General features: G+C 66.6%; 24 protein-coding genes and 1 riboswitch. Of the genes, 14 read left to right on the top strand and 10 right to left on the bottom strand.

What is annotated here, in order from left to right:
- Nucleotides 1-18 precede the first annotated feature (18 nt).
- Nucleotides 19-546: a chalcone isomerase family protein gene (locus tag AC1RMG_RS01405; protein WP_265578118.1), complete on the bottom strand. Its 528-nt coding sequence runs from the start codon at nucleotides 544-546 to the stop codon at nucleotides 19-21.
- Entirely contained in the window at nucleotides 547-1,107 is a 561-nt protein-coding gene (gene folE / locus AC1RMG_RS01400; RefSeq protein WP_019093528.1) for a GTP cyclohydrolase I FolE, read from the bottom strand.
- A gap of 421 nt (nucleotides 1,108-1,528) precedes the next feature.
- Between folE and AC1RMG_RS01395 the strand changes: the two genes are divergently transcribed.
- A complete protein-coding gene (locus AC1RMG_RS01395; protein ID WP_019093529.1) occupies nucleotides 1,529-2,314 on the top strand; it encodes a hypothetical protein in 786 nt (261 codons plus the stop codon).
- Between the two features lie 154 nt (nucleotides 2,315-2,468).
- Complete coding sequence (locus AC1RMG_RS01390; RefSeq protein ID WP_236187128.1) at nucleotides 2,469-3,047, top strand: DcrB/PsbP domain-containing protein; 579 nt, start codon at nucleotides 2,469-2,471, stop codon at nucleotides 3,045-3,047.
- A gap of 13 nt (nucleotides 3,048-3,060) precedes the next feature.
- On the opposite strand, the gene AC1RMG_RS01385 is transcribed toward AC1RMG_RS01390, so the two are convergent.
- The 5 genes from AC1RMG_RS01385 to AC1RMG_RS01365 all read right to left on the bottom strand — a co-directional run bounded on the left by AC1RMG_RS01385 (nucleotide 3,061) and on the right by AC1RMG_RS01365 (nucleotide 7,037).
- Nucleotides 3,061-3,777, bottom strand: coding sequence for an alpha/beta hydrolase (locus AC1RMG_RS01385; protein WP_053157559.1), 717 nt, complete (start codon nucleotides 3,775-3,777; stop codon nucleotides 3,061-3,063).
- 62 nt (nucleotides 3,778-3,839) lie between these two features.
- On the bottom strand, nucleotides 3,840-4,214 hold the full coding sequence (locus AC1RMG_RS01380) for a hypothetical protein (protein ID WP_173476943.1): 375 nt from the start codon (nucleotides 4,212-4,214) through the stop codon (nucleotides 3,840-3,842).
- A gap of 118 nt (nucleotides 4,215-4,332) precedes the next feature.
- Nucleotides 4,333-5,445, bottom strand: a complete 1,113-nt coding sequence (locus tag AC1RMG_RS01375; RefSeq protein WP_072451401.1) for a succinylglutamate desuccinylase/aspartoacylase family protein — start codon at nucleotides 5,443-5,445, stop codon at nucleotides 4,333-4,335.
- A gap of 103 nt (nucleotides 5,446-5,548) precedes the next feature.
- Nucleotides 5,549-6,328: an ABC transporter substrate-binding protein gene (locus AC1RMG_RS01370; RefSeq protein ID WP_011060550.1), complete on the bottom strand. Its 780-nt coding sequence runs from the start codon at nucleotides 6,326-6,328 to the stop codon at nucleotides 5,549-5,551.
- A 274-nt stretch (nucleotides 6,329-6,602) separates the two neighbouring features.
- On the bottom strand, nucleotides 6,603-7,037 hold the full coding sequence (locus AC1RMG_RS01365) for a rhodanese-like domain-containing protein (RefSeq protein WP_011060549.1): 435 nt from the start codon (nucleotides 7,035-7,037) through the stop codon (nucleotides 6,603-6,605).
- A 103-nt stretch (nucleotides 7,038-7,140) separates the two neighbouring features.
- Between AC1RMG_RS01365 and ftrA the strand changes: the two genes are divergently transcribed.
- On the top strand, nucleotides 7,141-8,130 hold the full coding sequence (ftrA, locus tag AC1RMG_RS01360) for a transcriptional regulator FtrA (RefSeq protein ID WP_053150520.1): 990 nt from the start codon (nucleotides 7,141-7,143) through the stop codon (nucleotides 8,128-8,130).
- A gap of 45 nt (nucleotides 8,131-8,175) precedes the next feature.
- Here the strand turns inward: ftrA and cobF are convergent, their stop codons facing one another.
- Entirely contained in the window at nucleotides 8,176-8,937 is a 762-nt protein-coding gene (cobF, locus tag AC1RMG_RS01355; RefSeq protein WP_015635042.1) for a precorrin-6A synthase (deacetylating), read from the bottom strand.
- A 191-nt stretch (nucleotides 8,938-9,128) separates the two neighbouring features.
- A complete protein-coding gene (locus tag AC1RMG_RS01350) occupies nucleotides 9,129-9,704 on the bottom strand; it encodes a histidine phosphatase family protein (RefSeq protein ID WP_493168070.1) in 576 nt (191 codons plus the stop codon).
- A gap of 354 nt (nucleotides 9,705-10,058) precedes the next feature.
- Between AC1RMG_RS01350 and AC1RMG_RS01345 the strand changes: the two genes are divergently transcribed.
- The 10 genes from AC1RMG_RS01345 (at nucleotide 10,059) to AC1RMG_RS01300 (ending at nucleotide 21,699) form a co-directional block, all read left to right on the top strand.
- A complete protein-coding gene (locus AC1RMG_RS01345) occupies nucleotides 10,059-10,913 on the top strand; it encodes a MurR/RpiR family transcriptional regulator (RefSeq protein WP_011060545.1) in 855 nt (284 codons plus the stop codon).
- Nucleotides 10,914-10,915: 2 nt separating this feature from the next.
- The gene (locus AC1RMG_RS01340; protein ID WP_011060544.1) at nucleotides 10,916-11,560 is read left to right on the top strand and encodes a cysteine hydrolase family protein; all 645 of its coding nucleotides are present in this window, start codon (nucleotides 10,916-10,918) and stop codon (nucleotides 11,558-11,560) included.
- Nucleotides 11,557-12,912: a type I glutamate--ammonia ligase gene (locus tag AC1RMG_RS01335; protein ID WP_493168068.1), complete on the top strand. Its 1,356-nt coding sequence runs from the start codon at nucleotides 11,557-11,559 to the stop codon at nucleotides 12,910-12,912. The genes AC1RMG_RS01340 and AC1RMG_RS01335 overlap by 4 nt, the downstream gene beginning before the upstream one ends.
- The gene (locus AC1RMG_RS01330) at nucleotides 12,896-13,648 is read left to right on the top strand and encodes an N-formylglutamate amidohydrolase (RefSeq protein ID WP_011060542.1); all 753 of its coding nucleotides are present in this window, start codon (nucleotides 12,896-12,898) and stop codon (nucleotides 13,646-13,648) included. The genes AC1RMG_RS01335 and AC1RMG_RS01330 overlap by 17 nt, the downstream gene beginning before the upstream one ends.
- A gap of 216 nt (nucleotides 13,649-13,864) precedes the next feature.
- Nucleotides 13,865-15,214 carry an APC family permease gene (locus tag AC1RMG_RS01325; RefSeq protein WP_011060541.1) on the top strand — a complete coding sequence of 450 codons (1,350 nt, stop codon included), beginning with the start codon at nucleotides 13,865-13,867 and terminating at the stop codon, nucleotides 15,212-15,214.
- Between the two features lie 173 nt (nucleotides 15,215-15,387).
- Nucleotides 15,388-16,404 carry an arginine N-succinyltransferase gene (locus tag AC1RMG_RS01320; RefSeq protein WP_493168066.1) on the top strand — a complete coding sequence of 339 codons (1,017 nt, stop codon included), beginning with the start codon at nucleotides 15,388-15,390 and terminating at the stop codon, nucleotides 16,402-16,404.
- 49 nt (nucleotides 16,405-16,453) lie between these two features.
- Entirely contained in the window at nucleotides 16,454-17,527 is a 1,074-nt protein-coding gene (locus AC1RMG_RS01315) for an arginine N-succinyltransferase (RefSeq protein WP_401019325.1), read from the top strand.
- Nucleotides 17,528-17,743: 216 nt separating this feature from the next.
- Nucleotides 17,744-17,947: riboswitch (cobalamin riboswitch) on the top strand.
- 152 nt (nucleotides 17,948-18,099) lie between these two features.
- On the top strand, nucleotides 18,100-20,025 hold the full coding sequence (locus AC1RMG_RS01310) for a TonB-dependent receptor plug domain-containing protein (protein ID WP_210458827.1): 1,926 nt from the start codon (nucleotides 18,100-18,102) through the stop codon (nucleotides 20,023-20,025).
- An 11-nt stretch (nucleotides 20,026-20,036) separates the two neighbouring features.
- Nucleotides 20,037-20,789, top strand: a complete 753-nt coding sequence (locus AC1RMG_RS01305) for a (2Fe-2S) ferredoxin domain-containing protein (protein ID WP_053150508.1) — start codon at nucleotides 20,037-20,039, stop codon at nucleotides 20,787-20,789.
- Complete coding sequence (locus AC1RMG_RS01300) at nucleotides 20,782-21,699, top strand: ABC transporter substrate-binding protein (protein ID WP_015635034.1); 918 nt, start codon at nucleotides 20,782-20,784, stop codon at nucleotides 21,697-21,699. Before AC1RMG_RS01305 ends, AC1RMG_RS01300 begins: the two co-directional genes overlap by 8 nt.
- Before the next feature lie 96 nt (nucleotides 21,700-21,795).
- On the opposite strand, the gene AC1RMG_RS01295 is transcribed toward AC1RMG_RS01300, so the two are convergent.
- Nucleotides 21,796-22,878: a diguanylate cyclase gene (locus tag AC1RMG_RS01295; protein ID WP_050783808.1), complete on the bottom strand. Its 1,083-nt coding sequence runs from the start codon at nucleotides 22,876-22,878 to the stop codon at nucleotides 21,796-21,798.
- 236 nt (nucleotides 22,879-23,114) lie between these two features.
- Here AC1RMG_RS01295 and AC1RMG_RS01290 point away from each other — a divergent pair, with 236 nt between their 5' ends.
- A complete protein-coding gene (locus AC1RMG_RS01290) occupies nucleotides 23,115-24,041 on the top strand; it encodes an alpha/beta fold hydrolase (RefSeq protein ID WP_011060534.1) in 927 nt (308 codons plus the stop codon).
- The last annotated feature ends 74 nt before the right edge of the window (nucleotides 24,042-24,115 follow it).

Here is a 24,115-nt window from a genome sequence, read left to right as displayed (position 1 = left end):
TCTCCTGTGCTGCGCCCGCTATTGGCCCAGCAGTTGTGCGCGCAACTGCGGATTGCGCGTGCGCGGGTCGAGCCAGATGGCGAAAAACGCTCGGGCGAAGGCTTCGTCCTCGACCCTGTACTGCAAGCGCTGGTCGACAAAGAACTGCACCCCGCGCCCGGGCAGGAACACCCCGGTGATGCGCTGGCCCGGTTCGACATCGACGAAGGCGCGCTGCATCTGCGCCTGCCAGTCCTTGAGTTGCGCCGGGCTCACCGCGCTGCCGGACAGGCGCTGGATCTCGTCGAGGCTGGACTGCACCAGATCGCCGCGGCTGATCGTGCGCCGGTAGGTCAGTTCCAGGGCGAAGGGGCTATCGGCCGTCAATGGCAACGTCGTGCCCCAGAGCCGCGCGGTGTAGACCTTGAAGCCGAACCAGCTGAACTCGCCGCTGCCCAGCAGACGAGCATGGGGCAACGACTCTTGCCAACCGGCACTGGCCGTAGCGCTGAGCAGCACCAGCAGCCACAGCAACCGGGCCACGCCCACTCGCCGCCTGCGTTTCATTCAAGGCTGCCTGCGCAACAGCTGAAGAAACTCCTGGCGGGTGCTGGCCGACTCGCGAAAGGCCCCCAGCATTACCGAGGTGTTCATCAGCGAGTTCTGCTTCTCGACCCCGCGCATCATCATGCACATGTGCCGCGCTTCGATGACCACCGCCACCCCGGCCGCCCGGGTCACTTCCTGGATCGCCTCGGCAATCTGCCGCGTGAGGGTCTCCTGGATCTGCAGGCGTCGCGCATACATGTCGACGATCCGCGCCACCTTGGACAGGCCCAGCACTTTGCCGGTGGGGATGTAAGCCACATGAGCCTGACCAATGAACGGCAGCAAATGGTGCTCGCACAGGGAATACAACTCGATGTTCTGGACCATCACCATCTCGTCGCTGGTGGAGCTGAACAACGCACCGTTGACCAGTTCTTCAAGGCTGGTTTCGTAACCGTGGCACAGATAACGCAAGGCTTTTGAGGCTCGCTGCGGGGTGTCCCGCAAGCCCTCGCGGGTCGGGTCTTCACCCAACCCCTGCAAAATGCCGTGAAAGTGCTGGGAGAGAGGATCGTGCATGGCGCATGGCTTCCGAAAGGCTGGCAGGGCGGGCAATTCCTTGCACGTGCCAAGGAAAAAAGGCCTCCGAGGTGGTCGACCACCTAACTGACCCAGCCCCGGTTCCACCCGGGCCTGACCTCGGAGCCCAAAAAGCGTGGGCAGCGACCGCCGCCCCTTGAAAAACTGAGCAGCTATCGGCACATCCCACACCTTAAAAACCTATACGACAATTTAATTTTTGTACAATTTTTATCGGCTAAAAATGCCTTTTAAGCCAAAATACTTGTACAAATAAGCCTTTAATCGATTCAATACTTTTTATCTGTACAAGAAAAAACGACCCTGCACTTCACTCCCGGCCACTTTCCTGCCTGCAGATACGCGCCAATCGCTTCGTTGGATGCTAGCGTGGCGCACCGTTCATCCGCCGAGTGCGCCCATGCTGCTGTTGAAACTGCTGACCGTTCCCGGATTTCTGTGGTTGATCTCCCTGGCGAGCAAGCGCTGGGGCCCGAATGTCGCTGGCTGGCTGGCAGGGTTTCCCGTGGTGGTGGGGCCGATCCTGCTGTTCCTGGCCCTGGAGCAGGGCCAGGTGTTCGCCACCCATGCCGCGGTGGCGGCCCTGTCGGCGGTGTTCGCGATGATCGCCTTCAGCGTCGCCTATACCCATGCCGCGCAGCGCTTCTCCTGGCCCGGGGCCCTGGCCATTGCGACCCTGGTGTGGGCCTTGCTGGCCACGGTCATCGCCCAGGTGCCGCCATCCCTGGGTTTTTCCAGCCTCTGCGCCGCCAGCGCCCTGCTCCTGGCCCCACGGCTGTTTCCGCCGGTGGGCGAACTGCCCGCCAGCCCTGGGCCGCGCTCCGACAAACTGCCCTACCGGATGCTCGCCGGGGCCCTGTTGACCCTGGCCGTGACCCTGTTGGCCAGCACCGTCGGCGAACGCTGGAGCGGCATGCTCGCGGTGTTCCCGGTGCTTGGCAGCGTCCTTGCGGTGTTCTCCCATCAGAGTCGTGGCGTGGCCTTCACCACCGTCCTGCTGCGCTCCCTGACCACCGGCCTGTACGCCTTTGCCGCCTTCTGCCTGGCCCTGGCACTGGCTCTGCCCCCGCTGGGCATGCTCGCCTTCGCGGTGGCGCTGGCAGCGTCGATGCTGGTCCTGGGGCTGAGCAAGCGGCTGTTGCGAGCCACTGTGCAGGAGCCGGCTGGCCGGCGCAGGGGCCCTTGAGTCTTGCACCGGGCTGGCGGAAGTTTTCGCTGGCCAGCCAGCTCCTACGAGCCTTGGCTGGCCGTCATCGGAGCCGCGCTGAAAAATCCTTGTGGAGCAGGCCGCGACGGCCGTGGGATGATGCGCGCCTTTGATCACTGCCCGGAGATTGCGCATGTCATCTTTCGCTAGAAAAGCCCTGGTCCTGGTGTTCGCCGCCGTGGCGGGCCTGGGCGCGCTGAACGCGGTCGCCGCCAGCAAATCCGCGGCCAGGCAGGCCTCGGGAGAGAAGGTCGCAGTCCTCGACGGCAAGCTCACCTTCACCCTGCCCAAGGGGTTCAGCGCTTCGGTACTGCCGGCCGGCAGCGAGGCCAATGGCACCGAGGGCGCCAGCGGCACCCTGTATTCCAACGCCACCACCCGTACCGTGGTGATCGCGGCGCAGAACACCATCCCCCATGGGGCCAAGGTCCAGGACAACGACGCCGCCTTTCTCGATGACGCGGTCAGCGGCTTTCTCGCGCAACAGGCCGCGGCGCTGCCGGATTTCAGCAAGCAGAGCGAAAAGAACATGACCCTCAAGGGCCTTGGCGTGCGCCAGATCGACAGCACCGCCACCATGGGCGGCGGCCTGACCCTGAACTCCACCCTGATTGCCGGCTCCGGCACACGCATGGCGGTGATCCAGATAATTTCCCGGGCCACCGACAAGGCCGGCCACACCGCGCTGATGAAGCAGATCCTCGGTCAGTAGACCCCGTGCCGGCTCAGGGGTTGAGCCCCTGCAGCCAGCCCTTGAGGTCGTCGATCTCGGCGTCGCTGATGCTGTGCCCCAGGCCCGGGTAGGCATGGAACTGCGGTTGCAGTGACAACCCCTGCAGCAAGCGCTGGGCATCCACCGCATCGCTGTAGGGCAGGCGCTGGTCAAGGGTGCCATGGCCGATGAAGATGCCCAGGCGCTGCAGGCTCGGGTTGTTCTTCACCTGCGCTGCCAGCACCGGCAGGATCTTCCCGCTCAAGGCGGCGATGCCCCGCACCGACTGCGGATGGCGCAGGCCCACTTCATAGGCCATCACCGCGCCCTGGCTGAACCCCACCAGCACCACCTTGTCCGGCTGGGTCTGGTACTTGGCCAGCGCCGCGCGGACAAACTGGCCGATCAGCTCGGCGCCGCTGGCCAGCTCGCTGGTCACACCGTCGTAGGGGCCCTGGCCCTTGCGGTGGAACCACTGGTAGCTGCCCTCCTCCAGGGTCTGCGGTGCCCGCACCGACACATAGGTGTAGCTCGCCGGCAGGCGCTGGCGAAGGCCGAACAGGTCGGCCTCGTTGCTGCCGTAGCCATGCAGGAAAATCACCAGCGGCTGGTTGCGCGGCTCGGCCGGGGCCTGCTCCAGGTACTTGAGCGGCAGGTCATCGTGCAGTGCATCGGCGGCCTGCACCCAAGGCGCGGCCAGTAGCGCCAACAGCGCCAGGTAGCGGATCATGTGTAGCTCCTTGAAGGGGTAAAAACGGGTCGCCAGAGCCTAGCACTGCCAGCCCCGAGCGTTCATCTGCCCAGCCCGCGCCAGGCCAGCGGCAAGCACAGCAGCACCGCCAGCGCAAACCCCACCTGGGACAGGTAGAAGGTCTCCAGCCACTGGCCATGGGCCGCCACGTAGAGGCTGTTGTGCAGCACATCCAGCAGGATGATTGCCAGGGTCAGCAGCAGGCCCCAGCGCGGGCGCACCAACAGCAGCAGCGCCGCCAGCGGATCGAACAGCGTCAGGGAGCCCCAGAAGGCCCGGCTGAGCAGGGGCGTGGCGGCGCCGTAGCCATAATCCCAGAGCAGGCCATGCTCGAAGGCGGCGCGCAGGTGATTGAACGTCGCCGCCAGCAGACACAGGGCGAACAGCAGGCGGATGCACAGCGACACTCGGGGCATGGGCACATCTGTCATAGGAGCCGGCTGGCCGGCGCAGGGCGTGACGCCGGATCAAGGGGTGGGCGCGCTGCAGCTTGCGCTGGCCAGCCAACGCCCGATCGCCCCCTGCGGTGGTGGTTCAGTCGTTGATCAGCTTGCCTTCACGAATCGCCTCGCGGCCGGCCACCTTGGCCAGCCAGATGCCCGGCTGGGTGTAGCGCCCACGGTCCAGGGCAAAGAGCACACCGCTGGTGCCGGCACACACGGTGCTGACGCGATCGCTCAAGGGGTCCACCACTTCGAACAATGCATCGCCACGCTCCACCCACTCTCCGGCATCGCGCAGGAAACTGACCACGCCATGGTGGGGGGCGAACAGGTACTGGGTGCCTTCGAAGGGCATGCCTTCACAGCACTGCTGCGGAGCGGCCGGCCACTCGCCGCTGATCAGCCCCTGTTCGGCGAGAAACCCCAGGATGGCTTCGCAGTTGGCCCGGGCCTGCTGCACCCGGGTGTCGCCCATGCTGCCCAGCTCCAGGGTGGCGGCCAGGTTTGCCGGGGGAATCGCCGCCCGCGGAAAGTCCCGGGCCAGGCGCAGCCAGGGCGCGGAACAGGATTCGTCGAAAGAGCTGCCGCCGGAGTCTTCGCACAACAGCGCCACCCCGGCCTTGAGCCGCGCCGCCAGGGACTGCCAGCGAGGCCAGTGCTGGGGCAAGGCATAGAGGTGGATCGCCGCTTCGAAATCGCAATGCAGGTCGAGGGTGATGTCGGCGTCGCAGGCATGGCGCAACAGCAAGCGATGCAGGGCTTGCAGCTGCGAATCAGCCGCTGGCAGCTCATCCAGCACCTGGACCATGGCCCGGCGGATCAGGGCGATATTGGCCGTGGCGTCGTCCCCCAGTTGCTTGCCGATCAAGTCGCCCACCGGGCCGCTGAGCTCGACGAAGGCGCGATTGAAATTCTTGCCGCTGCCCAGCTCGAAACGCCCCAGGTGGCTGCCCTGCACCTGCTGGTCGAGGCCGATGGGATTGGCCACCGGCACCAGCTCGACCACTGCCTGCAGGCGCCCCTGGTTCTCCAGCTGCGCCAGGCGCTGCTTGAGCTCCCAGGCAGTGCGCATGCCGGGCAGTTCGTCGGCGTGCAGGCTGGCCTGGATGTACACCTTGCGCGGGCCGCTGCCAAAGCGGAACACACTGAGCTGGCGCTGGGTGCCCAGGTGGCCCCAGGGCAAGGAATGGTCGATGCGTTGCATGGCAACTCCGGAGATCAGAAAAAGGCGTGGCGCAGAATAAAACAGTGGCGCACAAAAAAGGTGGCTGCCGGCCCCCGGCAACCACCTTTTTCAACGCCCGGGCTTACTCGCCGTAGACGTCGAAATCGAAGTACTTGTCCTGCACTTGCTTGTACTTGCCGTTGGCACGGATCTCGGTGATGGCCTTGTTGAATTTCCCGGCCAGTTCCTGATCCCCCTTGCGCACGGCAATGCCGGCACCGCCGCCGAAGTATTTCGGATCGTTGTACTCAGGGCCCACGAAGGCGAAGCCCTTGCCAGCGTCGGTTTTCAGGAAGCCATCGTCGAGGTTCACCGAATCCGCCAGCAGCGCGTCGACGCGGCCGGAGACCATGTCCAGGTTGGCTTCCTGCTGGGAGCCGTAGCGCACCAGGTCGATGCCCGCCGGCACCAGCACTTCGGTGGCGAAGCGGTCATGGGTACTGGCCCGCAGCACACCGACTTTCTTGCCCTTGAGCTCGGTCAGCGGGTCCTTGATGCTGGTGCCGGCCTTCATCACGAAGCGCGCCGGGGTGTGGTAGTACTTGATGGTGAAATCGACGTTCTTCTTGCGGTCGTCGGTGATGGTCATGGACGACAGGATGGCGTCGATCTTCTTCACCTTCAGCGCCGGGATCAGGCCGTCGAACTCCTGCTCGACCCAGGTGCACTTGGCCTGCATCTGCTCGCACAGGGCGTTGCCCAGGTCGACATCGAAACCGGTGAGCTTGCCGTCGGGGGTCTTCATCGAGAACGGCGGGTAGCCGGCTTCGATACCGATACGGATCGGCTTGGCCTCGTCGGCCGAAGCGGTAAAGGAAAACAGCGACAGTGCCAGGGCACCGAACAGCGCAAACTTGTTCATTTATAACTCCAGGAGACGGAGGCTTTTATTGGCTGGTTTCGATTGGGGGGCAAATCGAAGTGGCCAGCAGTCTAGAGCGGCTCCCGGGATGCAAATTGTGTTTATGCGACAAATACTTATAAAAAATATGCGCCCGCGATCCTCTACCTCCTCCCTCGCCCCGGCATGATGCGTTTGTCCCTGAAAATCCCGACGTTCGCCTCAGAACGGGCCATTTTTACCGACACATCCCCGCTAGCCGCAGCCCAAGGCCGCTACCAGCGGAGTCAGCCCTTCAGCAGGCGCAGGACAGATCCGCTCCCTCGCGGCGCGGTTGCCCGGTGCTGAGCTGGAAGCCCTCATCGAGCCAGCCGGTGACACCGCCGATCATCTCCTTGACCGAGTATTCCAGGGCCGCCAGCTTGACCGCCGCCTTGTTCGCGCCATTGCAGTGAGGGCCGGCGCAATACACCACGAACAGGGTGTCGCGAGGATAACCGGCCAGGTGTTCGGCGGTGAGCAAGCGCCCGGGCAGATTGATCGCCCCGGGGACATGGCCACGGGCAAAGGCTTCGGGGCCACGCACATCCACCAGGACAAAATCCACTTCACCGGCCTCCTGGCTGCTGTGGACGTCGGAACAGTCGGTTTCAAAGGTCAGGCGGTTGCAAAAATGCATCAGGGCAATGGCCGAAGGGGCGGCGGCAGTGCTGCGGACCAGGCTGGTCATGGGCGTCTCCAGAAACTTGCGATTAAGGTGGGAAGGACTTTATAGGCCCTGCCCCACCACGCTAAAGTGGCGACCCGGACACTGACTGGTAACTTTCCGCCAAATGCACAATCACCCCGGACTGGTGGCGATTCTCGCCTACGACGGCCTTTGCACCTTCGAGTTCGGCATTGCCGTGGAGATTTTCGGCCTGGCCCGGCCGGAGTTCGATTTCCCCTGGTACCGGCAAACCATCGCCGCCGTGGACCCCGGCCCGATGCGTGCCCTGGGCGGGATCCAGGTGCTGGCCGACGGGGGCCTGGAGCTGCTGGAGCAGGCGCGGACCATCATCATTCCCGGCTGGCGCAGCCGCGAGCAGGCGCCGCCGCCGAAGTTGCTGGAAGCGCTGCGCCAGGCCCACCAACGCGGTGCGCGGCTGCTGTCGATCTGCTCCGGGGTGTTCGTTCTGGCGGCGACCGGGCTGCTGGATGGTTGTAGCGCCACCACTCACTGGCGCTACGCCCGCGAGCTGGCAGAGGGTTTCCCGAATATCCGGGTGGACCCGGATGTGCTTTATGTCGATGCCGGGCAGCTGATCACTTCCGCCGGCAGCGCCGCCGGTATCGATGCCTGCCTGCACCTGGTGGCCCGGGATTTCGGCACCCAGGTGGCCAACAGCGTGGCCCGGCGCCTGGTGATGTCGCCGCAACGCACCGGCGGCCAGGCGCAGTTCATTCCCGCACCGGTCAGCCGTACCCCGCGCAGCGACCTGTCGCGAGTCATGCAATGGGCCCGGGAGCGCCTGCATCAACCGCTGAGCGTGAGCGAACTGGCGGCCCGGGCGCTGATGAGCGAACGCACCTTCCTGCGGCGTTTCCACGACGCCACTGGCGCCTCGCCCAAGGCCTGGCTGCAGCATGAACGGCTGGCCCGGGCCAGGGAACTGCTGGAAAGCGGCAGCGAGAGTACCGAAAGCATTGCCCTGCGCTGCGGTTATCGCTCGGTGGAGAGCTTTCGCGTGGCCTTTCGCGGCCTGGTGGGCGTACCGCCGTCGGTGTACCGCGAACGCTTCGGCCGCGGCCTGGAAAGCACCACACCACCGCGCCCGTCGTAGGAGCCGGCTTGCCGGCGAAGGGGGCGACGCTGGTCCGGCGGGGCGTCAGTCCTGGGGTTTGCGCAGCAGGTAGGTGTCCATGATCCAGCCATGGGTCTGGCGGGCCTGCAGGCGCACACGGCGGATTTCGTCGGCCACCTGGTCCAAGGGGCCGCTGATGAGGATTTCATCCGCGGTGCCCAGGTAGGCCCCCCAGTAGATGTCCAGGCCCTGATTGCGCAGGTGGCGGTAGGAGTCCTCGGCGTCGAGCATCACCACCAGGCTGTCGGCGGAACCGGCCTGCCCCGCTGCCAGGCGGCGTCCGGTGGTGATTTCCACGGAGCGGCCAATGCGGTTCAGCGGCACTTTGTGCCGGGCCGTCAGGGCCTGGACACTGGTGACGCCGGGGATCACTTCGTACTCGAACGACGCCGTACCGCTGGCCAGGATCTGCTGCAGGATGCGCAGGGTGCTGTCGTACAGCGCCGGATCGCCCCAGGCCAGAAAAGCGCCGGTTTCACCGTCCGCCAGTTCCTGGTTGATCAGCCGCTCGAAGACCTGCTGCTTGTCGCGGTTCAGGGTCTGCACACTGGCCTGGTAGTCCACGTCGCCGCGCTCGCGCTCGGGGTTCTGCGCCTCGACGTAACGAAAGGGCCGCTCGGTGAGGTAGCGCTCGCACAGCTCGCGCCGCAGGTCGATCAGGGAATCCTTGCTCGGCCCCTTGTCCATGAGGAACACCACGTCGCTGCGGTTCAGCGCCTTGATCGCCTGGATCGTGATGTAGTCGGGGTTGCCGGCGCCGATGCCGATCACCAGGAGGGTTTTCATGGGCTTGCTCTCGCTGTTTTGCCAGCGGGCCAGTATGCGGCGCTTTGGCCTGATGAGAAATGCTTCTGTAGCCCTCTGGGGCGGCGGGCATCGGCGCGGCGAAAGGTGGCCTGGGGCCGTTGCATGTCCGGCTGGAGATGGCCAGGCAAGGCCCCCCGGGCCTTTGCGCAGCCTCGCGGGCTCGGCAGCGGCTACCGGGATGGCGTCGGGGGGCCGGGCAGGCGCAGGCGCCAGCGGCCGGCGTGGCTCAGGTCGAGCCGGGACAGGGGCTCGATGTCGATCTGGTTGAAGCTGGCCAGCGGCGCCTGCAGCACCTGCACCAGCACGGCGCGGATGACGAACGGATGGCTCACCGCCAGCCAGTGGCCCGGGCGCTGCGCCATGACCTCCAGCCATTGCGACACGCGCTGGCACAACCGGGCCAGGGATTCGCCTCCCGGTGGCGCCAGCTGCGGGTCCCTGAGCCAGGCCTGCAGCGCCTCGGGTTCACGCTCTTGCAGTTCATCGATGCGCAGCCCCTGCCAGGCGCCGAAATCACAGTCGCGCAAGGCGTCCTGCACCTCATGCTCGGCGCTGAACAGCTGGGCGCTCTGGCGGGTACGCAGCTCGGGCCCGCACAACACCCGGATGCTGCGCTTGAAATCACCGGCGCGGCTCAGGGCCTGGGCTTGCCAGTCCAGCTCCAGGGGTTCGTCCCGGGGAAAACGCGCCAGCTTCTGGGCGGCGGTACGGGCATGGCAGATCAGGGTCAGACGGGTGGCCTGCACGGTGTTTACTCTGGCGTTATCGATTGGCAAACCTACACGGGCCGGGCAGATGCAACATCTTTGCTGCAACCGCCTCCAAGGTTCATTGCAAAACAGCACGCAGGTGCCTGTCCGGTGCGGTCGCGCCACTGTATTCGGCCTGCTCGGCGTAAGCCAGACCCTGTTGCGATCGCTCCCCTACGTCCCGCACCGCGGCTTCCCGCCCCGCCAACAACAGATTCCCACCTGAAACCGCCCCATTTCAGGGCAATTTGATATCAGAGGAAAATTCACTAGACATGTAGCGTCTATTACATAAATATCCATTTCGCCATTTTATGAAATAAAAACGACATCACTTTCCAAGGCACCCCGATGCCCTCTCTCAGAGACCTGATCACCGACCCCGCCCTCGACCTCACGCCCTCCGAGCGCAAGGTCGTGCGGGCCCTGCTCGATCACTACCCGCGCAACGGGCTGGGGCCGATGTCACGCCTGGCGGAACACGCCGGGGTCAGCGATCCGACCATCGTGCGCCTGGTGAAGAAGCTCGGTTTCAGCGGCTACGGCGAATTCCAGGAAGCCCTGCTCAGTGACATGGATGACCGCCTGCGGTCCCCCAGCACCCTGCTGCGCCCGCGTTCGCAAGTGGCCCAGGGCGATACCTGGGGCCGCTACCTGGCCGACAGCCAGCGCGTACTGCAGGACACCCAGGCCCTGACCCAGCCCGAAGACATCCGCGTGCTCATGGACTGGCTGCTGGACAGCCGGCATTCGGTGTACTGCTTCGGCGGCCGCTTCAGCAGCTTCCTCGCCCTCTACCTGTTCAACCACCTGCGGCTGATGCGCCCGGGCTGTTTCTTCCTTGACGACAACGCCCAACTGCCGGACCGCCTGTTCGATGTCCAGCGCCAGGACCTGGTGCTGCTGTTCGACTACCGCCGCTACCAGTCCCAGGCCATGCGCGTGGCCAGTGCGGTCAAGGCACGCAACGCCCGGGTGGTGCTGTTCACCGATATCTATGCCTCGCCGCTGCGGGAGCTGGCGGACCTGGTCATCAGTGCACCGGTGGAATCCTTGTCGCCATTCGACACCCTGGTGCCGGCGCTGGCCCAGGTCGAGGCGCTGGTCGCCTGCCTGACCCCGCGCAGCCCTCATCTTGATCAACGCCTGGAGGGCATCGATGCCCTGCGGGCGGAATTTGCTACCCATGTGCTGGAGGAAAAATAAGGATGTTCAGCCTGCCCCACCGTTCGCCCCGGGACCTGCCCTTCGTCGTCGACCACACTGCCCTGCTGCTGGTGGACATGCAGCGGGCGTGGCTTGAACCGCAGTTCGACCCGCACCTGCAAGGGCCCGAGGGCGAGGCCTTTCTCAAGCGCGCACGAGAGCGGGTGATCCCCAACCAGCAACGGCTGCTGGCGGCGGTGCGCGAGGCGCGGCAGAACGTGCTGCACACCATTATCGAAAGCCTGACCGCCGATGGCCGTGACCGCTCCCTGGACCACAAGCTGTCGGACATGCACCTGCCCAAGGGCAGCCCCCAGGCGGCGATCATTGCCGAGCTCGAGCCGGTGGAAAACGAGATCGTGCTGCCCAAGACCTCCTCCGGGGTGTTCAACTCCACCAACATCGACTACGTGCTGCGCAACCTGGAAACCCGCCACCTGATCATCGCCGGGATCGTCACCGACCAGTGCGTGGACATGGCCGTGCGCGACGCCGCCGACCGCGGCTACCTGGTGACCCTGGTGGAAGATGCCTGCGCCACCTACGGCGATACCCGGCACCAGGCCTGCCTCAACGCAATCAAGGGCTACTGCTGGATCACCGACACCGACACCGTGCTCGGCCGCCTGCGGGAGATCCGCGGATGAGCCGCGGCCAGGGCATCGAGGCCCTGACCCCGGTGGCCATGACCAGCATCGTCACCACCGACCTGATCGGCGTCACCCGTGGCCGCTCCTTTCCCAGCGATGAGCTGGAGCGCTACAAGGTCGGCGGCTGCGGCTGGGTGCCGGCCAACAGCGCGCTGACGCCCCAGGACCTGATCGCCGAGGACAACCCCTGGGGCGCCTATGGCGACCTGCGGCTGATCCCCGACCTGGACAGCCGGGTCAGTGTCGGCGCCGGGCCGGATGCCAGCGCGGCGCCGCTGGATTTCATCCACGCCGACATCTGCGAGACCGACGGCACGCCCTGGGCGGCCTGCCCGCGCACCCTGCTGCGCAAGGAAATCGAGCGCTACCGCGAGCTGGGCATCCAGATCACCGCGGCCTTCGAGCATGAATTCAACCTCGACACCGGCACCGGCCAGCGCGAGCACCTGGCCTTCTCCCTGGAAGCCCAGCGCCAGGGCGCGGCCTTCGGTGGCTGGCTGCTGGCGGCGTTGCGAGCCGCCGGCGCCGAACCGGAAATGTTCCTCCCCGAATACGGCAAGCAGCAGTACGAGATCACCTGCCGGCCGACCCAGGGCCTGGCCGCTGCCGACCGGGCGGTGAACGTGCGCGAGATCACCCGGGAAATCGCCCGGCAACTGGGGCACCGGGTCAGCTTCGCGCCCAAGACTGCCGACGACGCGGTGTGCAACGGGGTGCACCTGCACCTGAGCCTGCAAAACCTGGACGGCGAGCCACTGCTCTACGACCCCCACGCGGTGAGTGGCGACGACCTGTCGAGCCTGGGCCAGCACTGGGCCGCCGGGGTGCTCAGGCACCTGCCGGCGCTGTGCGCCTTCACCGCGCCGACGCCGATTTCCTACCAGCGCCTGCAGCCCCATCACTGGAGCGCCTCCTACGCCTGCCTGGGCCTGCGCAACCGCGAAGCCTCGCTGCGCATCTGCCCGACCCTGAGCCTGAGCGGCAAGCCGGTGGCGCCGCAGTACAACCTGGAGTTCCGCGCCCTGGATGCCACCGCCTCGCCGCACCTGGCCATGGCGGTCATCCTGATGGCCGGGCGCCTGGGCCTCGAACAGCAACGGGTGCTCAATGCGGTGACCGACAAGGCCCCCTCGGACCTGAGCGCCGAGCAACGCCTGGCCAGTGGCATCGTGCCGCTGCCGGGCTCCCTGCCCCAGGCCCTGGAATGCCTGCGCGGCAACACTGAACTGCTGCAGTTCCTGCCCCAGGACCTGCTGGCCACCTACTTCGCCGTCAAACAAAAGGAAGTGTCCCTGACCGAGCACCTGACCGCTGCCCAACTCTGTGAGCACTATGGACACCTGTACTAAATCCGCCGAGCTGGGGTTCTACACCGAGCCGGCCTACCGCCTGATCCGTGAAGACTCCGAGCACCCGCTGATTCTGGTGTGCGAACACGCCAGCCACTACATTCCACCGGCCCTGCACGACCTGGGCCTGGACCCGCTGGCGGCCCGCGAACACATCGCCTGGGACCCGGGCGCCCTGGAACTGGCCCAAAGCCTCTCCCAGGCCCTGGGCGCGACCCTGATCGCGGCCAATTACTCGCGCCTGCTGATCGACCTCAACCGGCCGCGCCACGCCCCCGACAGCATCCCGCTGCAAAGCGAGATCTATCAGGTGCCGGGCAACCAGCAGCTGGACGAGGCCACTCGCGAGTACCGCCGCCAGCAGCTGTTCACGCCGTTTCACCAGCGCCTGCAAAGGATCATCGACCGGCGCCTGGCCCAGGGCCGTGAAGTGCGGGTGGTGGGGATCCACAGCTTCACCCCGGTCTACTACGGGCAGCCGCGCGCGCTGGAAATCGGCGTGCTGTATGGCAGCGCCACCGACTACGCGGCGCGGATCCTCGAAGGGCTGTGGAGGCTGCCGATCAAGGTGGCGGGCAACCAGCCCTACGAGATCGATCCGTTGAGCGACATGACCGTGCCGGTGCACGGCGACGCCCGTGGCCTGGCGTCGGTATTGATCGAGGTGCGCAACGATCTGCTGCGTACCCCTGAAGCGGTGCAGCACTGGAGCGATACACTGGCGCCGCTGCTGTAGCCGCGGGCGAGAGGAAGGTTTCACCGGCGCGCCCCGAAGGACTCACCCGGCGCGCCAAAACGCTGTTTGCAGGACCGGTACAACAACTAGAAAAACCGCTGTGGTGTGTCTTTAAACCCTGCCAGGTTCAAACACGAAAGCGCGGCCCGAGGTGTCAATGACGACCCGCAGGGCCCCGCCTTTACCCACTTACACAGGCTCAAGGAGAACGGCTTCATGGAGATTGAAGAATTCGGCTACAAACAGGAACTCAAGCGCGGGCTGAGCCTGCGTGACCTGGTGGTCTACGGGATGATTTTCATGATTCCCATCGCCCCGTTCGGGGTCTACGGCTACGTCAACCAGGAAGCCCCGGGCATGGTGCCCCTGGCCTACATCATCGGCATGGTGGCGATGGTCTTCACCGCCCTGAGCTACGGCGCCATGGCCCGCGCCTTTCCCATCGCCGGTTCGGTGTATTCCTACGCCCAGCGCGGCCTCAACCCCCATGTGGGCTTTCTTGCCGGCTGGCTGATGCTCCTGGACTACCTGCTGATCCCGCCGCTGCTCTACGTCTACGCGGCCATGGCGCTCAACCACCTGTACCCGGAAGTGCCCAAGGTCGGCTTCATCCTGGCGTTCCTGGTCAGCGCCACCTTCGTCAACCTGCGCGGCATCACCTTCACCGCGCGGATGAACATCCTGTTCCTGCTGGCGCAACTGGCGGTCCTGGGGATCTTCCTGTTCTACGCCTGGAATGCCCTGCACGGTGGCGCCGGCAACGGCCAGCTGACCCTGGCGCCGCTGTACAACCCGGAGAACTTCCACTTCGGCATGCTGATGCAGGGCGTGTCCATCGCGGTGCTGTCGTTCCTCGGCTTCGATGCCATCTCCACGCTCGCCGAAGAGGTCAAGGGCGACCCGGGCCGCAGCGTCGGCCGCGCCGCGCTGATCACCCTGGTGGTGATGGGCGCGATCTTCGTGGTACAGACCTGGATCGCCACCGACCTGGCCGCCGGCATGGGCTTCAAGTCCGCCGACACCGCCTTCTATGAAATCGCCGAACTGGCCGCCGGCAGCTGGCTGGCGACCCTCACCGGGGTGGCCACGGCGCTGGCCTGGGGCGTGGCGGTGGCCATCACCTCGCAGGCCGCGGTATCGCGCCTGCTGTTCGGCATGGCCCGCGACGGCAAGCTGCCCAAGGTGCTGGCCAAGGTCCACCCCAAGCACAACACCCCGCACATCAGCATCTACCTGGTGGCGGTGCTGTCGCTGCTGATCTGCTACCTGTTCATCAACTCGGTGGACACCCTGACCTCCCTGGTCAACTTCGGCGCCCTGAGCGGCTTCATGCTGCTGCACATCACCGTGATCAATTTCTACTGGCGCCGGCAGAAGTCCGGCCAGGTGGTGCGCCACCTGATCTGCCCGGTGATCGGCTTCGTGATCGTCAGCGCCATCATGTACAACATGGGCGTGGATGCGCAGAAACTCGGCGCCATCTGGATCCTTGCCGGGCTGGTCTACCTGTTCCTGCTGAACAAGCTGGGCAGCGGTGCCGCCCTGCCCGACCCGCTCAAGCACTAGTTGCACCCGCGCGGCGCCCCAGGGCGTCGCGCCAACCCCGGCGCTGCCAGCAAGAGCGGCCCGGGGACTGGCCGCCGGATGCCGCGGCCATGGAACTGCGTGGTAACCGACAGTGATGTCTGGCCAGTGCCTGCCCCCCCGGGGCAAGCGGCCCTTGATACAGGAGTACACCCATGCTGGCCTTGCGTCCGGTGGCGTTATCCGATCTGCCCCAACTGCGGCGCCTGGCCCGCGAACGCCTGCTGGGCGTGACCTCCCTGGTGGATGACGAAACCTGCCTGCGGGACAAGATCCTCGATTCCCTGGCCTCCTTCGCCAAGAGCGAGGCCAGCCAGGGCCCGGAGAACTATTTCCTGGTGCTCGAGGACCTCGACAGTGGCCAGTTGCGCGGCTGCTCGGACATCCTCGCCACTGCCGGTTTTGCCAGCCCGTTCTACAGCCTGCGCAACCGCCCGTTCATCAGCAGTTCCCGGGAGCTGAACATCCAGCACGGGGTGCCTACCCTGTCGCTGTGCCACGACCTCAGCGAACAGACCCTGCTGCGCAGCTTCCATGTCGACCCGCCGCTGGGCGGTACGCCACTGGCCCAGCTCACCTCCCGCGGGCGGTTGCTGTTCATCGCCGCCCACCCCCGGCGCTTCGCCGACAGCTGCATCAGCGAGATCGTCGGCTACAGCGACGCCAACGGCGAGTCGCCGTTCTGGCAAGCCGTGGGCCAGCACTTCTTCGACCTGCCCTATGTCGAGGCCGAGCGCCTGTGCGCCCTGCAGGGCCGCGGCTTTCTCGCCGAACTGATGCCCCAGTACCCGCTGTACATCCCGATGCTGGCGCAGGCGGCCCAGGACTGCATCGGCCAGGTTCACCCGGATGCCCGGGAGGCCTGCCAGATCCTGATCGACGAAGGCTTCGCGCCGACCCAGTACGTCGACCTGTTCGATGCCGGGCCGACCCTGCAGGGGCGCAGCCACCAACTGCGCTCGATCGCCCAGAGCCGGGTCGCCACCAGCTACCCCAGCCCCCAGAGCGGCCAGGGCCAGCAGTGGCTGCTGAGCAACGAGCGGCTGCAGGGCTTTCGCGCCATAGTCGCGGCGCTGGACACCGCCCCGGGCGCTGAAATCGGCCTCGACCCGGCCATGTTCCAGGCCCTGCAACTGGCGCCGGGCGAGCCGGTACGGAGCGTTGCCTTATGAACCGGCCCCTGTTGCCCCCCTGCCCGGCGTCATTGCCAGGAGCCCGCCAATGATCGTCCGTCCGATCCGCGTCACCGATCTGCCGGCGGTCTTGAGCCTGCTCGAAGGCAGCTGTCGCGAACTGAACAACCTGTCCACCGACCCCGAGCGCCTGGCCCATCGGGTGCGCTGGGCGCAGCGAGCCTTCGCCAACCAGGTGGAGCGGGCCGATGCCGACTACCTGTTCGTCATGGAGGATGACGAGCAGCAGGTGATAGGGGTCTGCGGCCTGAGCGGCGCCATCGGCCTGCGCGAGCCCTGCTACAACTACCGGGTCGGCACCACCCACGGCAGCGCCCCGGTGCTGGGCATCGAAAAGCACATCCCGACCCTGTTCCTGTGCAACGAGATGACCGGGCAGTCGCTGCTGTGCTCGCTGTTCCTGCGCCGCGATCACCGCCAGGGCTACACCGGCCGCCTGCTGTCCACCGCGCGCCTGCTGTTTGTCGCCGAATTCCCCCGGCTGTTCGGCGACAAGCTGGTGGCCGAACTGCGCGGCCAGCTCGACAGCCAGGGCCGCTCGCCGTTCTGGGACAGCCTGGGGCGGCACTTCTTCAAGATGGGTTTCCAGCAGGCCAATCGCCTGTCCAGCCACGGCAGCAAATCCTTCATCGCCGAACTGATGCCGCGCCAGCCGCTGTACACCTGCCTGCTCAGCCCCCAGGCACAGGCCGCCATCGGCCAGGCCCACGCCAGCACCGAACAGGCGGTGAGCATCCTGCGCGACGAAGGCTTCAGCCATCAGGGCTGCATCGACATCTTCGATGGCGGGCCGCTGATCGAGGCCGAGGTGGCGAAGGTCCGCAGCGTGCGCGAAAGCCAGACCCTGCCCCTGCTGGTGGGCACTCCGGACGCACAGGCGCCGGTGTGGCTGATCCACAACCGGCGCCTGGAAAGCTGCCGCATCACCGCCGCCCCCGGGCGCCTGGTTTCGGGTTGCCTGCTGGTGGACCGGCTGACCGCCAAGCGCCTGCAACTGCAGCCGGGCGACTCGGTACGGGCGGTGCCGCTGCTGGCCTGCGAGTCACGCACGGCCCTGCACGCACAGCGGCACCTGGCCCCGCAAAGCGCCCTGCTCCTGTAGCCGCTGCCGCAGGCTCGGGCCGCGCTCGGAAGAACGGCCCGCAGGGGCGCGAAATCTCGAGACCGCTGAGGCGCTCGACATGAGACTGCCAAGCAAGGCCCTGCGGGCCTTTGTGCAGCCTCGCGGGCTCGGCAGCGGCTACAGAGGCGTCAGGGCGATGAATCCGGTAACACCTGGCGGCAGGCGCAACGTTGACGAACGCCGGGGCGGATGTTCATATGCCGCCCAGTTTCAGGTGCCTCCTGCCGCCGTGCAGGAGGTGAAACGGGAAACCGGTGCGCCCCTTTTCGGGCAAGTCCGGTGCTGCCCCCGCAACGGTAAGCGAGTGCTGCATTCAACAGGCCACTGTACCCAAGGTATGGGAAGGCGAATGCCGCCAGACTCGCAAGCCCGGAGACCGGCCTGTGACGTCTGTTTGGCAATCCTGCGGTGGGCGGGCATGGGCCGGTATGGTCGCGTGCCCGTGGCCGATACCCTCTCCTGCGTGCTTCCCGAAGACACTTTCGAGAAGACCAACAATGACAACACCTGACACTTTCCTTGCACGCGACTGGCGTGCACCTGGCCGCACCATGAGCGGCGCCCTGCTCGGCTGCCTGTTCAGCCCCCTGCTGCTGGCGGACGACAGCCCCCTGACGCTGGACCGGCAATTTGTTTCCGCCCCCTCGGTGGAGTCCACCACGGTGGCCGAAATGGCCCGGTACGGCAGCAAGGTGGAGATCATCGACCGCCAGCAGATCGAACGCGCCGGCCCCAGCAGCGACATCACCCGGGTCCTGCAGATGTACGTGCCGGGGCTGTATGTGGCGCCCAAGAATGGCCCCTTCGACTACGGCACCTATTCCCTGCTGGGCGGGCGCAACGACGACACCCTGATCCTGCTGGACGGCGTGCGCCTGAACAACCGCCTGTACGGCGGCCTGTACCTGGATACCCTGCCGGCCAACGCCATCGAGCGCATCGAGGTGCTCAAGGGTGGCCAGAGCCTGCTGTTCGGTACACAGGCGGTGTCCGGGGTGATCAACATCGTCACACGCAGCCCGCAGACCCGCGACGTCTCCGGCGAGGTCAACCTGGGCCTGGACAGTTTCATGGGCAGGAGCGGCGACGCCCGCGCCGAGCAGATCCTCAGCAACGGCCTGGGCGAGCTCGGGCTGTTGGCCTATGTCAGCCACAACGTCTCCGATGGCTACCAGCCATTTCGCAACAGCGCCTACAACGCCAACACCCGGGACAAGAAACGCAGCTATGAAGTGACCACCTTCGGCGCCAAGGCGATCCAGGGCCTTGGCGACGCTTCGCGGCTGGAACTGTTCTACCAGTACAGCGACGCCAACCTGGATTTCGCCCGCCCGGTGAACAACCGGAAAACCACCAACGACCGCATCCAGCAGATCGCCACCGCGACCTTCGAGCAGCGCCTGGACGAAGGCTTCAGCTACTTCGTCAAGGGCCATGTCAACGACTGGGACACCCGCTACACCAGGATCGACAGCCTCGACGACGCCAGCCTCAAGGTGCGCAACCACAACGACTACTGGGGCTTCACCGACTGGGGCCTGCAGGCCGAGGGCAAGGCCGAGCTGGACGGCGGCCACGTGCTGGTATTGGGCACCGACAACCAATGGTTCAAGGGCCAGGACGACGTGCTCAAGATCGATAACAAGCAGGCCCAGGCCAATGCCCTGTACACCCAACTGCGCCCGGTGTTCGACGCCCTGCCCGACTGGCACCCGAGCCTGGGCGTGCGCCACGAGAAAATCAGCGGCGGCGAGAGCGCCACCGTGGGCATGCTCACCTCGCTCTACGACCTGACGCCCCACTGGCAACTGCGCGGCCAGTACGGCAGCGCCTTCAAGCTGCCCAACGCCGAGCAGCTGTACGCCAACGAGGACTACGAAAAAGGCAACCCCGACCTCAAGCCGGAAAAGAGCCTCAATGCCGAGCTCGGCCTGGACTACAAGGGCAGCCTGCTGGCCGGCGAATTCAACGCCAGCGTCAGCGCCTTCCACCGCAAGATCGACGACCTGATCACCCTCGACGCCAACGATGTCTGGAGCAACGGCCAGGGCCGGATCAAGGTGCGCGGCATCGAACTCGACGGGCGCTGGCAGTTCAGCCCGCAATGGACCCTGCAGGCGGACATGACCCGCAACCTGGTGGAGTCGCGCAACGGCGTGACCCTGAGCAACATCCCCGGTTTCTTCGCCCGTTCGCGGCTGGGCTTCGAAGCCCCGGACCGGATGTGGGGCGTGGGTGGTGCGGTCCGCTACATCGGCCAGATCGACAGCCCAAAGAACGTCGACTACGGCCACTATTCGGTGGTCGACGCCGATGCCTATCGCTACCTGGATACGGCCCAGCAGCACCGCCTGAGCCTACTGGTGGAGAACCTGTTCGACCGCGACTACAGCACCAGCATGACCAGCACCTCGCCCTCGGTGGACAACCTGGGGCGCCCCTTCACCACCGAAGTGCGCTACACCTACCGCTTCTGAGGCCGACCGACATGCATGAGAACTATCAACGGGTGCTGTTCGTCGGCCCCGGCCTGCACGGCGGCGCCCTCGGCGAAGCCTTTCGCAAGGAGCTCGAGGCCCTGCGCGGCGACGGCGCCGACACCCGGGTGATCGACACCCTGGACGGCTTCGACAGCCTCTGGGCGGCGCTGGGCGAAGCCCTGCCCGAGGACGGCGCGAAGCTGCTGGTGGTGGACCTGGAACCCAGCTCCGACAGTGCCTACCTGGACTGGCTGCGCGATGAGCTGGGGCGCCTGGCCCAGGCCCACCCCCAGGCACCGCGGCTGTGGATCACCGCCCAGGCCCTGGGCCGGCGCGGGCTGGACGCGGCCCTGGCCTGCGCCAGCATCGGCCAGCGCGAGCGCCACCTGGCCTGCGACAACGTCAACGCGGTGCAGAGCGACCCGGACTGGTCGCGGGTGCCGCCCCATGCCCGCCAGGTGTTCCTGTGCACCGGCCCGCGCTGCGTGCGGCGCGGCGCCCTGGCGCTGTGGAAGACCCTGCGCCGCGAACTGCTGCGCCTGGAGCACATGGAGACGCCCGGTGGCGTGCTGCTGACCCGCACCGCCTGCCAGTTCCCGTGCAACCTGGGGCCGGTACTCACCGTGCACCCGGACGGCTGCTGGTACCGGGTGCGCGATGACGGCGAGGTGCTGCGCCTGGTCCAGCAGCACCTGGTCCAGGGCGAACCGGTGGCGGATCTACGGATTCCCGCGCCCTACGGAGGAACCGCGGATGCCTAGCAGACTGCTCGGCCTGCTGCTGTGGCTGGCGGCCCTGCCGGCCCTGGCGCACAGCTACCAGAACTGTGGCCGGACCTGGACGGTGGACGGCCCGCCCCAGCGCATCGTCGCCCTCAACCAGCACAGCGCCGACCTGCTGCTGGCCCTGGGTGCCGGGCCGTCGATGATCGGCGTCGCCTATCTGGACGACGATGGCCAGGCCCAGGCCGAAGGGCTTTACCACGGCGTGCCGGTCATCGCTCGCCAGTACCCGTCGGCAGAAGTGCTCTACAGCCTGAAACCCGACCTGGTGGTGGGCGGCTTCGCCTCGGCCTTCCCGGAAAACTTCAGCTCCCGGCAACGCCTGGGGGCCATAGGCGTGGGCAGCTACCTGCTGGAATCGGCCTGCGCCGGGCATGACCAGGACTACTTCGGGCATATCCGCCGCGACCTGCTGACCCTGGGCCGGCTGCTGCGCCAGGAGGCCCGCGCGCAGCAACTGGTGGGCCAGATGGATGCCGACCTGGAGGCCGCCGCGGCCCTGTACCGCGGGCGCCCGACGCCTTCGGTGTTCTACCTGGACAGCGAAGTCAACGGCCTGGCCAGCCAGGGCCAGCGCGGGTTTGTCGGCGTGCTGCTGCAAGCGGCCGGTGCGCGCAACAGCTTTGCCGCCATCGACCGCCCGCGCCTGACCGTGGACAGCGAGACCCTGCTGGCCAACGACCCCGACGCCATGCTCCTGGCCGACGCCCTGTGGTCACCGGCCCGGCGCAAACGCCAGCTGCTGCACAGCGACCCTGTGCTGTCGCGATTGCGCGCAGTGCGCGAAGACCGGCTGATCGACATCCCCTTCGCCCGACTGGTGCCGGGCATCGCCAGCGGCCGCACCGCCCTGGAACTGGCCCGGCGCCTGCACCCCACCCACGACTGACCCCCACCCCCGCAGGAGCCGGCTTGCCGGCGAAGGGAACACCCCCGACCCCGCGGCGTACCCACAGACGCCTTCGCGGGACACAAGGAACAGCGGCTACAGGGAGTTGAGCAAACGCCTGGACGGCTGCTCCGGCGGGTGGCAGGTGACGTTGTTGCGGCCGCAGGTCTTGGCCGCATACAGGGCCTGGTCGGCATCGTTGAGCCAGCCCATGGCGTCGTCGTGCAGGGGGTTGAAGGCCGCCAGGCCGATGCTCAGGCTGACCTGCAGCGCCGGGCTCTGTTCATAGCCCAGGGCCCCAAAACGACCGCGCAGGGCCTCCATCAGTTCGGCGGCATGGGCCAGGGGCACGTCCGGCAGGATCACGCAGAACTCGTCGCCGCCATAACGCCCGGCCTGGTCGCTGACCCGCAGGTTCTGGCGCAGCAGCTTGCTCAACTGGCGCAGCACCACATCCCCGGCCACATGGCCGTAGGTGTCATTGATGGCCTTGAAGTGGTCGATGTCGATCAGGGCGATGGCGCCACCATGGGCCTGGCGCTTGCAGCGCTGGAACTCGATCTCCAACTGGTCCTTCCAGGCGCCATGGTTGAGCAGCCCGGTCAGGCTGTCGGTGCGGCTCAGGGCCAGCAGCTCGCGCTTGTGCCGGCCCAGGGTCACCGCCTGCTGATAGCAGATGTAGCCCAGGGCCAGCGGGTACAGGGTCAGCATCGGCAGGCAGGCATACACCTGCTCGGGGGTGGTCTGGGCGACAAACGCCGGCCCGAACAGCCACAGGGCAACGCCCATGCCCAGCACTTGGGCCGCACTGCCGGCGAGGAAGAAACGTAACCCGCCCAGGGCCATGTTGTTCATGGCCATCATCCCCAGGGTGGTGGCCAGCGGCAGCGGATTGAAGTGCATGGCGCCGACCCAGAAGCCCCCCAGCAGCGAATCCACCAGCAGGTTGCGGTACTCGGCACGAAACGGCACCCGGGCCAGCCGCGCCCATTGGTAGGCCAGGTGCGGCCAGGCAAATGCATTGAACAGCATGAAGCCCCAGACCCAGGGCGCCGGTTGCAGGGGCGCCATCCCCGCGGCCACGCAGAAAAACCCCAGGGCCAGGCCCAGGGTCCGTGACCGATAAAGCCTCCTGGCCAATGACAGTCCCTTCCCTCTGGTGTCCTGCGCAGGGAGCAAGTCGCCTCCGATCAGCAATGGGTAAAGGTGGAACGAGCGGGTGGCAAGCAACCGGTGAAAGTCTATCAGTCGCGTTTCAAAGCGCCATCACTGCCAACGCCCAGTTTCGGCCTGCCAGCGCCAGCAGGTGGGGAATATTTGGCTATAACTGAGGGGCGGCCGATAACCGACTTCGCAGTGGCGAGCACGGCGCGCGCCGCCCCTGAGCCGATCCACCCTGCCCCTGGAGGCCGCCGATGCTGGTGATCCTGGTCCTGCTGCTTCTTGCCGCACTCTGGTGCTACCGCACCTACCCGCGCATCGGCCACCTGCTGTACGACGCCAGCGTGGCCCTGGAAGCACGCCTGTACCGGCTGCAGAAAGTCCCGGTGCAGATCGGCGAAGAGACCCTGATGACCTACCAGGGCGGCCCGGCCCAGGCGCCGGTGATCCTGCTGCTGCACGGCCTGAGCGCGGACAAGAGCATCTGGCTGCGTTTTGCCCGGCACTTCAACCGCGACTACCGGTTGCTGATCCCGGACCTGGGCGGCCATGGCGAAACCGCCTATGCCGCCCACCAGGACTACCGCGTTCCGGCCCAGGCCCAGCGCCTTTTGCGCTTGCTCGACGCCTGCGGCATCCAGCGGGTGCAGGTGATCGGCAACTCCATGGGCGGCTATATCGCCGCCTGGCTGGCCGCCCATGCCCCGCAACGGATCAGCGGCCTGGCGCTGTTCGACCCGGCCGGCGTCGAAGCCCCCGAGACCAGCGACCTGCAGCACCTGCTAGAACAGGGCAAGAACCCCTTCCTGGTCCGCTCCCGCGCCGACTTCCAGCACTTCTACAGCCTGACCATGGCCGCCCCGCCCTGGGTGCCCGAAGCAGTGCTGGCGGCCATCGCCGAACGCTATCAGGCGCGCCGCGGGCAACTGGCGCGGATCTTCGCCGAGCTCCAGGCCAGCCCGCCCATGGAGCCCGAGCTGGCGAAGATCCAGGCCCCGACCCTGCTGCTCTGGGGCCGCGAGGACCGCCTGCTGCACCCCAGCAGCGCCCAGGTCTGGGCCAAGGGCCTGCCCCAGGCCCAGGTGCAACTCTGGGAGGGCATCGGGCATATGCCCATGGTCGAACGCCCGGTGCGCAGTGCCCGGCTGTACCAGCAGTTCCTGGAACGCCAGCGGCACTGACAGCGGCCCGCTCATGCATTCATTTGCAGAATGAAGTTCAGAGGAAACTTCGTTTGTCAGCCTCGGGCAGGCCC

This window comes from Pseudomonas sp. GW822-FHT04H02 (assembly GCF_058800645.1).
The sequence above is the reverse complement of the archived record's forward strand: the minus strand, read 5'-3'. Positions and strand labels throughout refer to the sequence as shown.

Bases quoted from the DNA above. Each gene is read 5' to 3' on its own strand.
- AC1RMG_RS01405 (WP_265578118.1), bottom strand. From the start codon at position 546: ATGAAACGCAGGCGGCGAGTGGGCGTGGCCCGGTTGCTGTGGCTGCTG.
- folE (WP_019093528.1), bottom strand. From the start codon at position 1,107: ATGCACGATCCTCTCTCCCAGCACTTTCACGGCATTTTGCAGGGGTTG.
- AC1RMG_RS01395 (WP_019093529.1), top strand. From the start codon at position 1,529: ATGCTGCTGTTGAAACTGCTGACCGTTCCCGGATTTCTGTGGTTGATC.
- AC1RMG_RS01390 (WP_236187128.1), top strand. From the start codon at position 2,469: ATGTCATCTTTCGCTAGAAAAGCCCTGGTCCTGGTGTTCGCCGCCGTG.
- AC1RMG_RS01385 (WP_053157559.1), bottom strand. From the start codon at position 3,777: ATGATCCGCTACCTGGCGCTGTTGGCGCTACTGGCCGCGCCTTGGGTG.
- AC1RMG_RS01380 (WP_173476943.1), bottom strand. From the start codon at position 4,214: ATGCCCCGAGTGTCGCTGTGCATCCGCCTGCTGTTCGCCCTGTGTCTG.
- AC1RMG_RS01375 (WP_072451401.1), bottom strand. From the start codon at position 5,445: ATGCAACGCATCGACCATTCCTTGCCCTGGGGCCACCTGGGCACCCAG.
- AC1RMG_RS01370 (WP_011060550.1), bottom strand. From the start codon at position 6,328: ATGAACAAGTTTGCGCTGTTCGGTGCCCTGGCACTGTCGCTGTTTTCC.
- AC1RMG_RS01365 (WP_011060549.1), bottom strand. From the start codon at position 7,037: ATGACCAGCCTGGTCCGCAGCACTGCCGCCGCCCCTTCGGCCATTGCC.
- ftrA (WP_053150520.1), top strand. From the start codon at position 7,141: ATGCACAATCACCCCGGACTGGTGGCGATTCTCGCCTACGACGGCCTT.
- cobF (WP_015635042.1), bottom strand. From the start codon at position 8,937: ATGAAAACCCTCCTGGTGATCGGCATCGGCGCCGGCAACCCCGACTAC.
- AC1RMG_RS01345 (WP_011060545.1), top strand. From the start codon at position 10,059: ATGCCCTCTCTCAGAGACCTGATCACCGACCCCGCCCTCGACCTCACG.
- AC1RMG_RS01340 (WP_011060544.1), top strand. From the start codon at position 10,916: ATGTTCAGCCTGCCCCACCGTTCGCCCCGGGACCTGCCCTTCGTCGTC.
- AC1RMG_RS01335 (WP_493168068.1), top strand. From the start codon at position 11,557: ATGAGCCGCGGCCAGGGCATCGAGGCCCTGACCCCGGTGGCCATGACC.
- AC1RMG_RS01330 (WP_011060542.1), top strand. From the start codon at position 12,896: ATGGACACCTGTACTAAATCCGCCGAGCTGGGGTTCTACACCGAGCCG.
- AC1RMG_RS01325 (WP_011060541.1), top strand. From the start codon at position 13,865: ATGGAGATTGAAGAATTCGGCTACAAACAGGAACTCAAGCGCGGGCTG.
- AC1RMG_RS01320 (WP_493168066.1), top strand. From the start codon at position 15,388: ATGCTGGCCTTGCGTCCGGTGGCGTTATCCGATCTGCCCCAACTGCGG.
- AC1RMG_RS01315 (WP_401019325.1), top strand. From the start codon at position 16,454: ATGATCGTCCGTCCGATCCGCGTCACCGATCTGCCGGCGGTCTTGAGC.
- AC1RMG_RS01310 (WP_210458827.1), top strand. From the start codon at position 18,100: ATGAGCGGCGCCCTGCTCGGCTGCCTGTTCAGCCCCCTGCTGCTGGCG.
- AC1RMG_RS01305 (WP_053150508.1), top strand. From the start codon at position 20,037: ATGCATGAGAACTATCAACGGGTGCTGTTCGTCGGCCCCGGCCTGCAC.
- AC1RMG_RS01300 (WP_015635034.1), top strand. From the start codon at position 20,782: ATGCCTAGCAGACTGCTCGGCCTGCTGCTGTGGCTGGCGGCCCTGCCG.
- AC1RMG_RS01290 (WP_011060534.1), top strand. From the start codon at position 23,115: ATGCTGGTGATCCTGGTCCTGCTGCTTCTTGCCGCACTCTGGTGCTAC.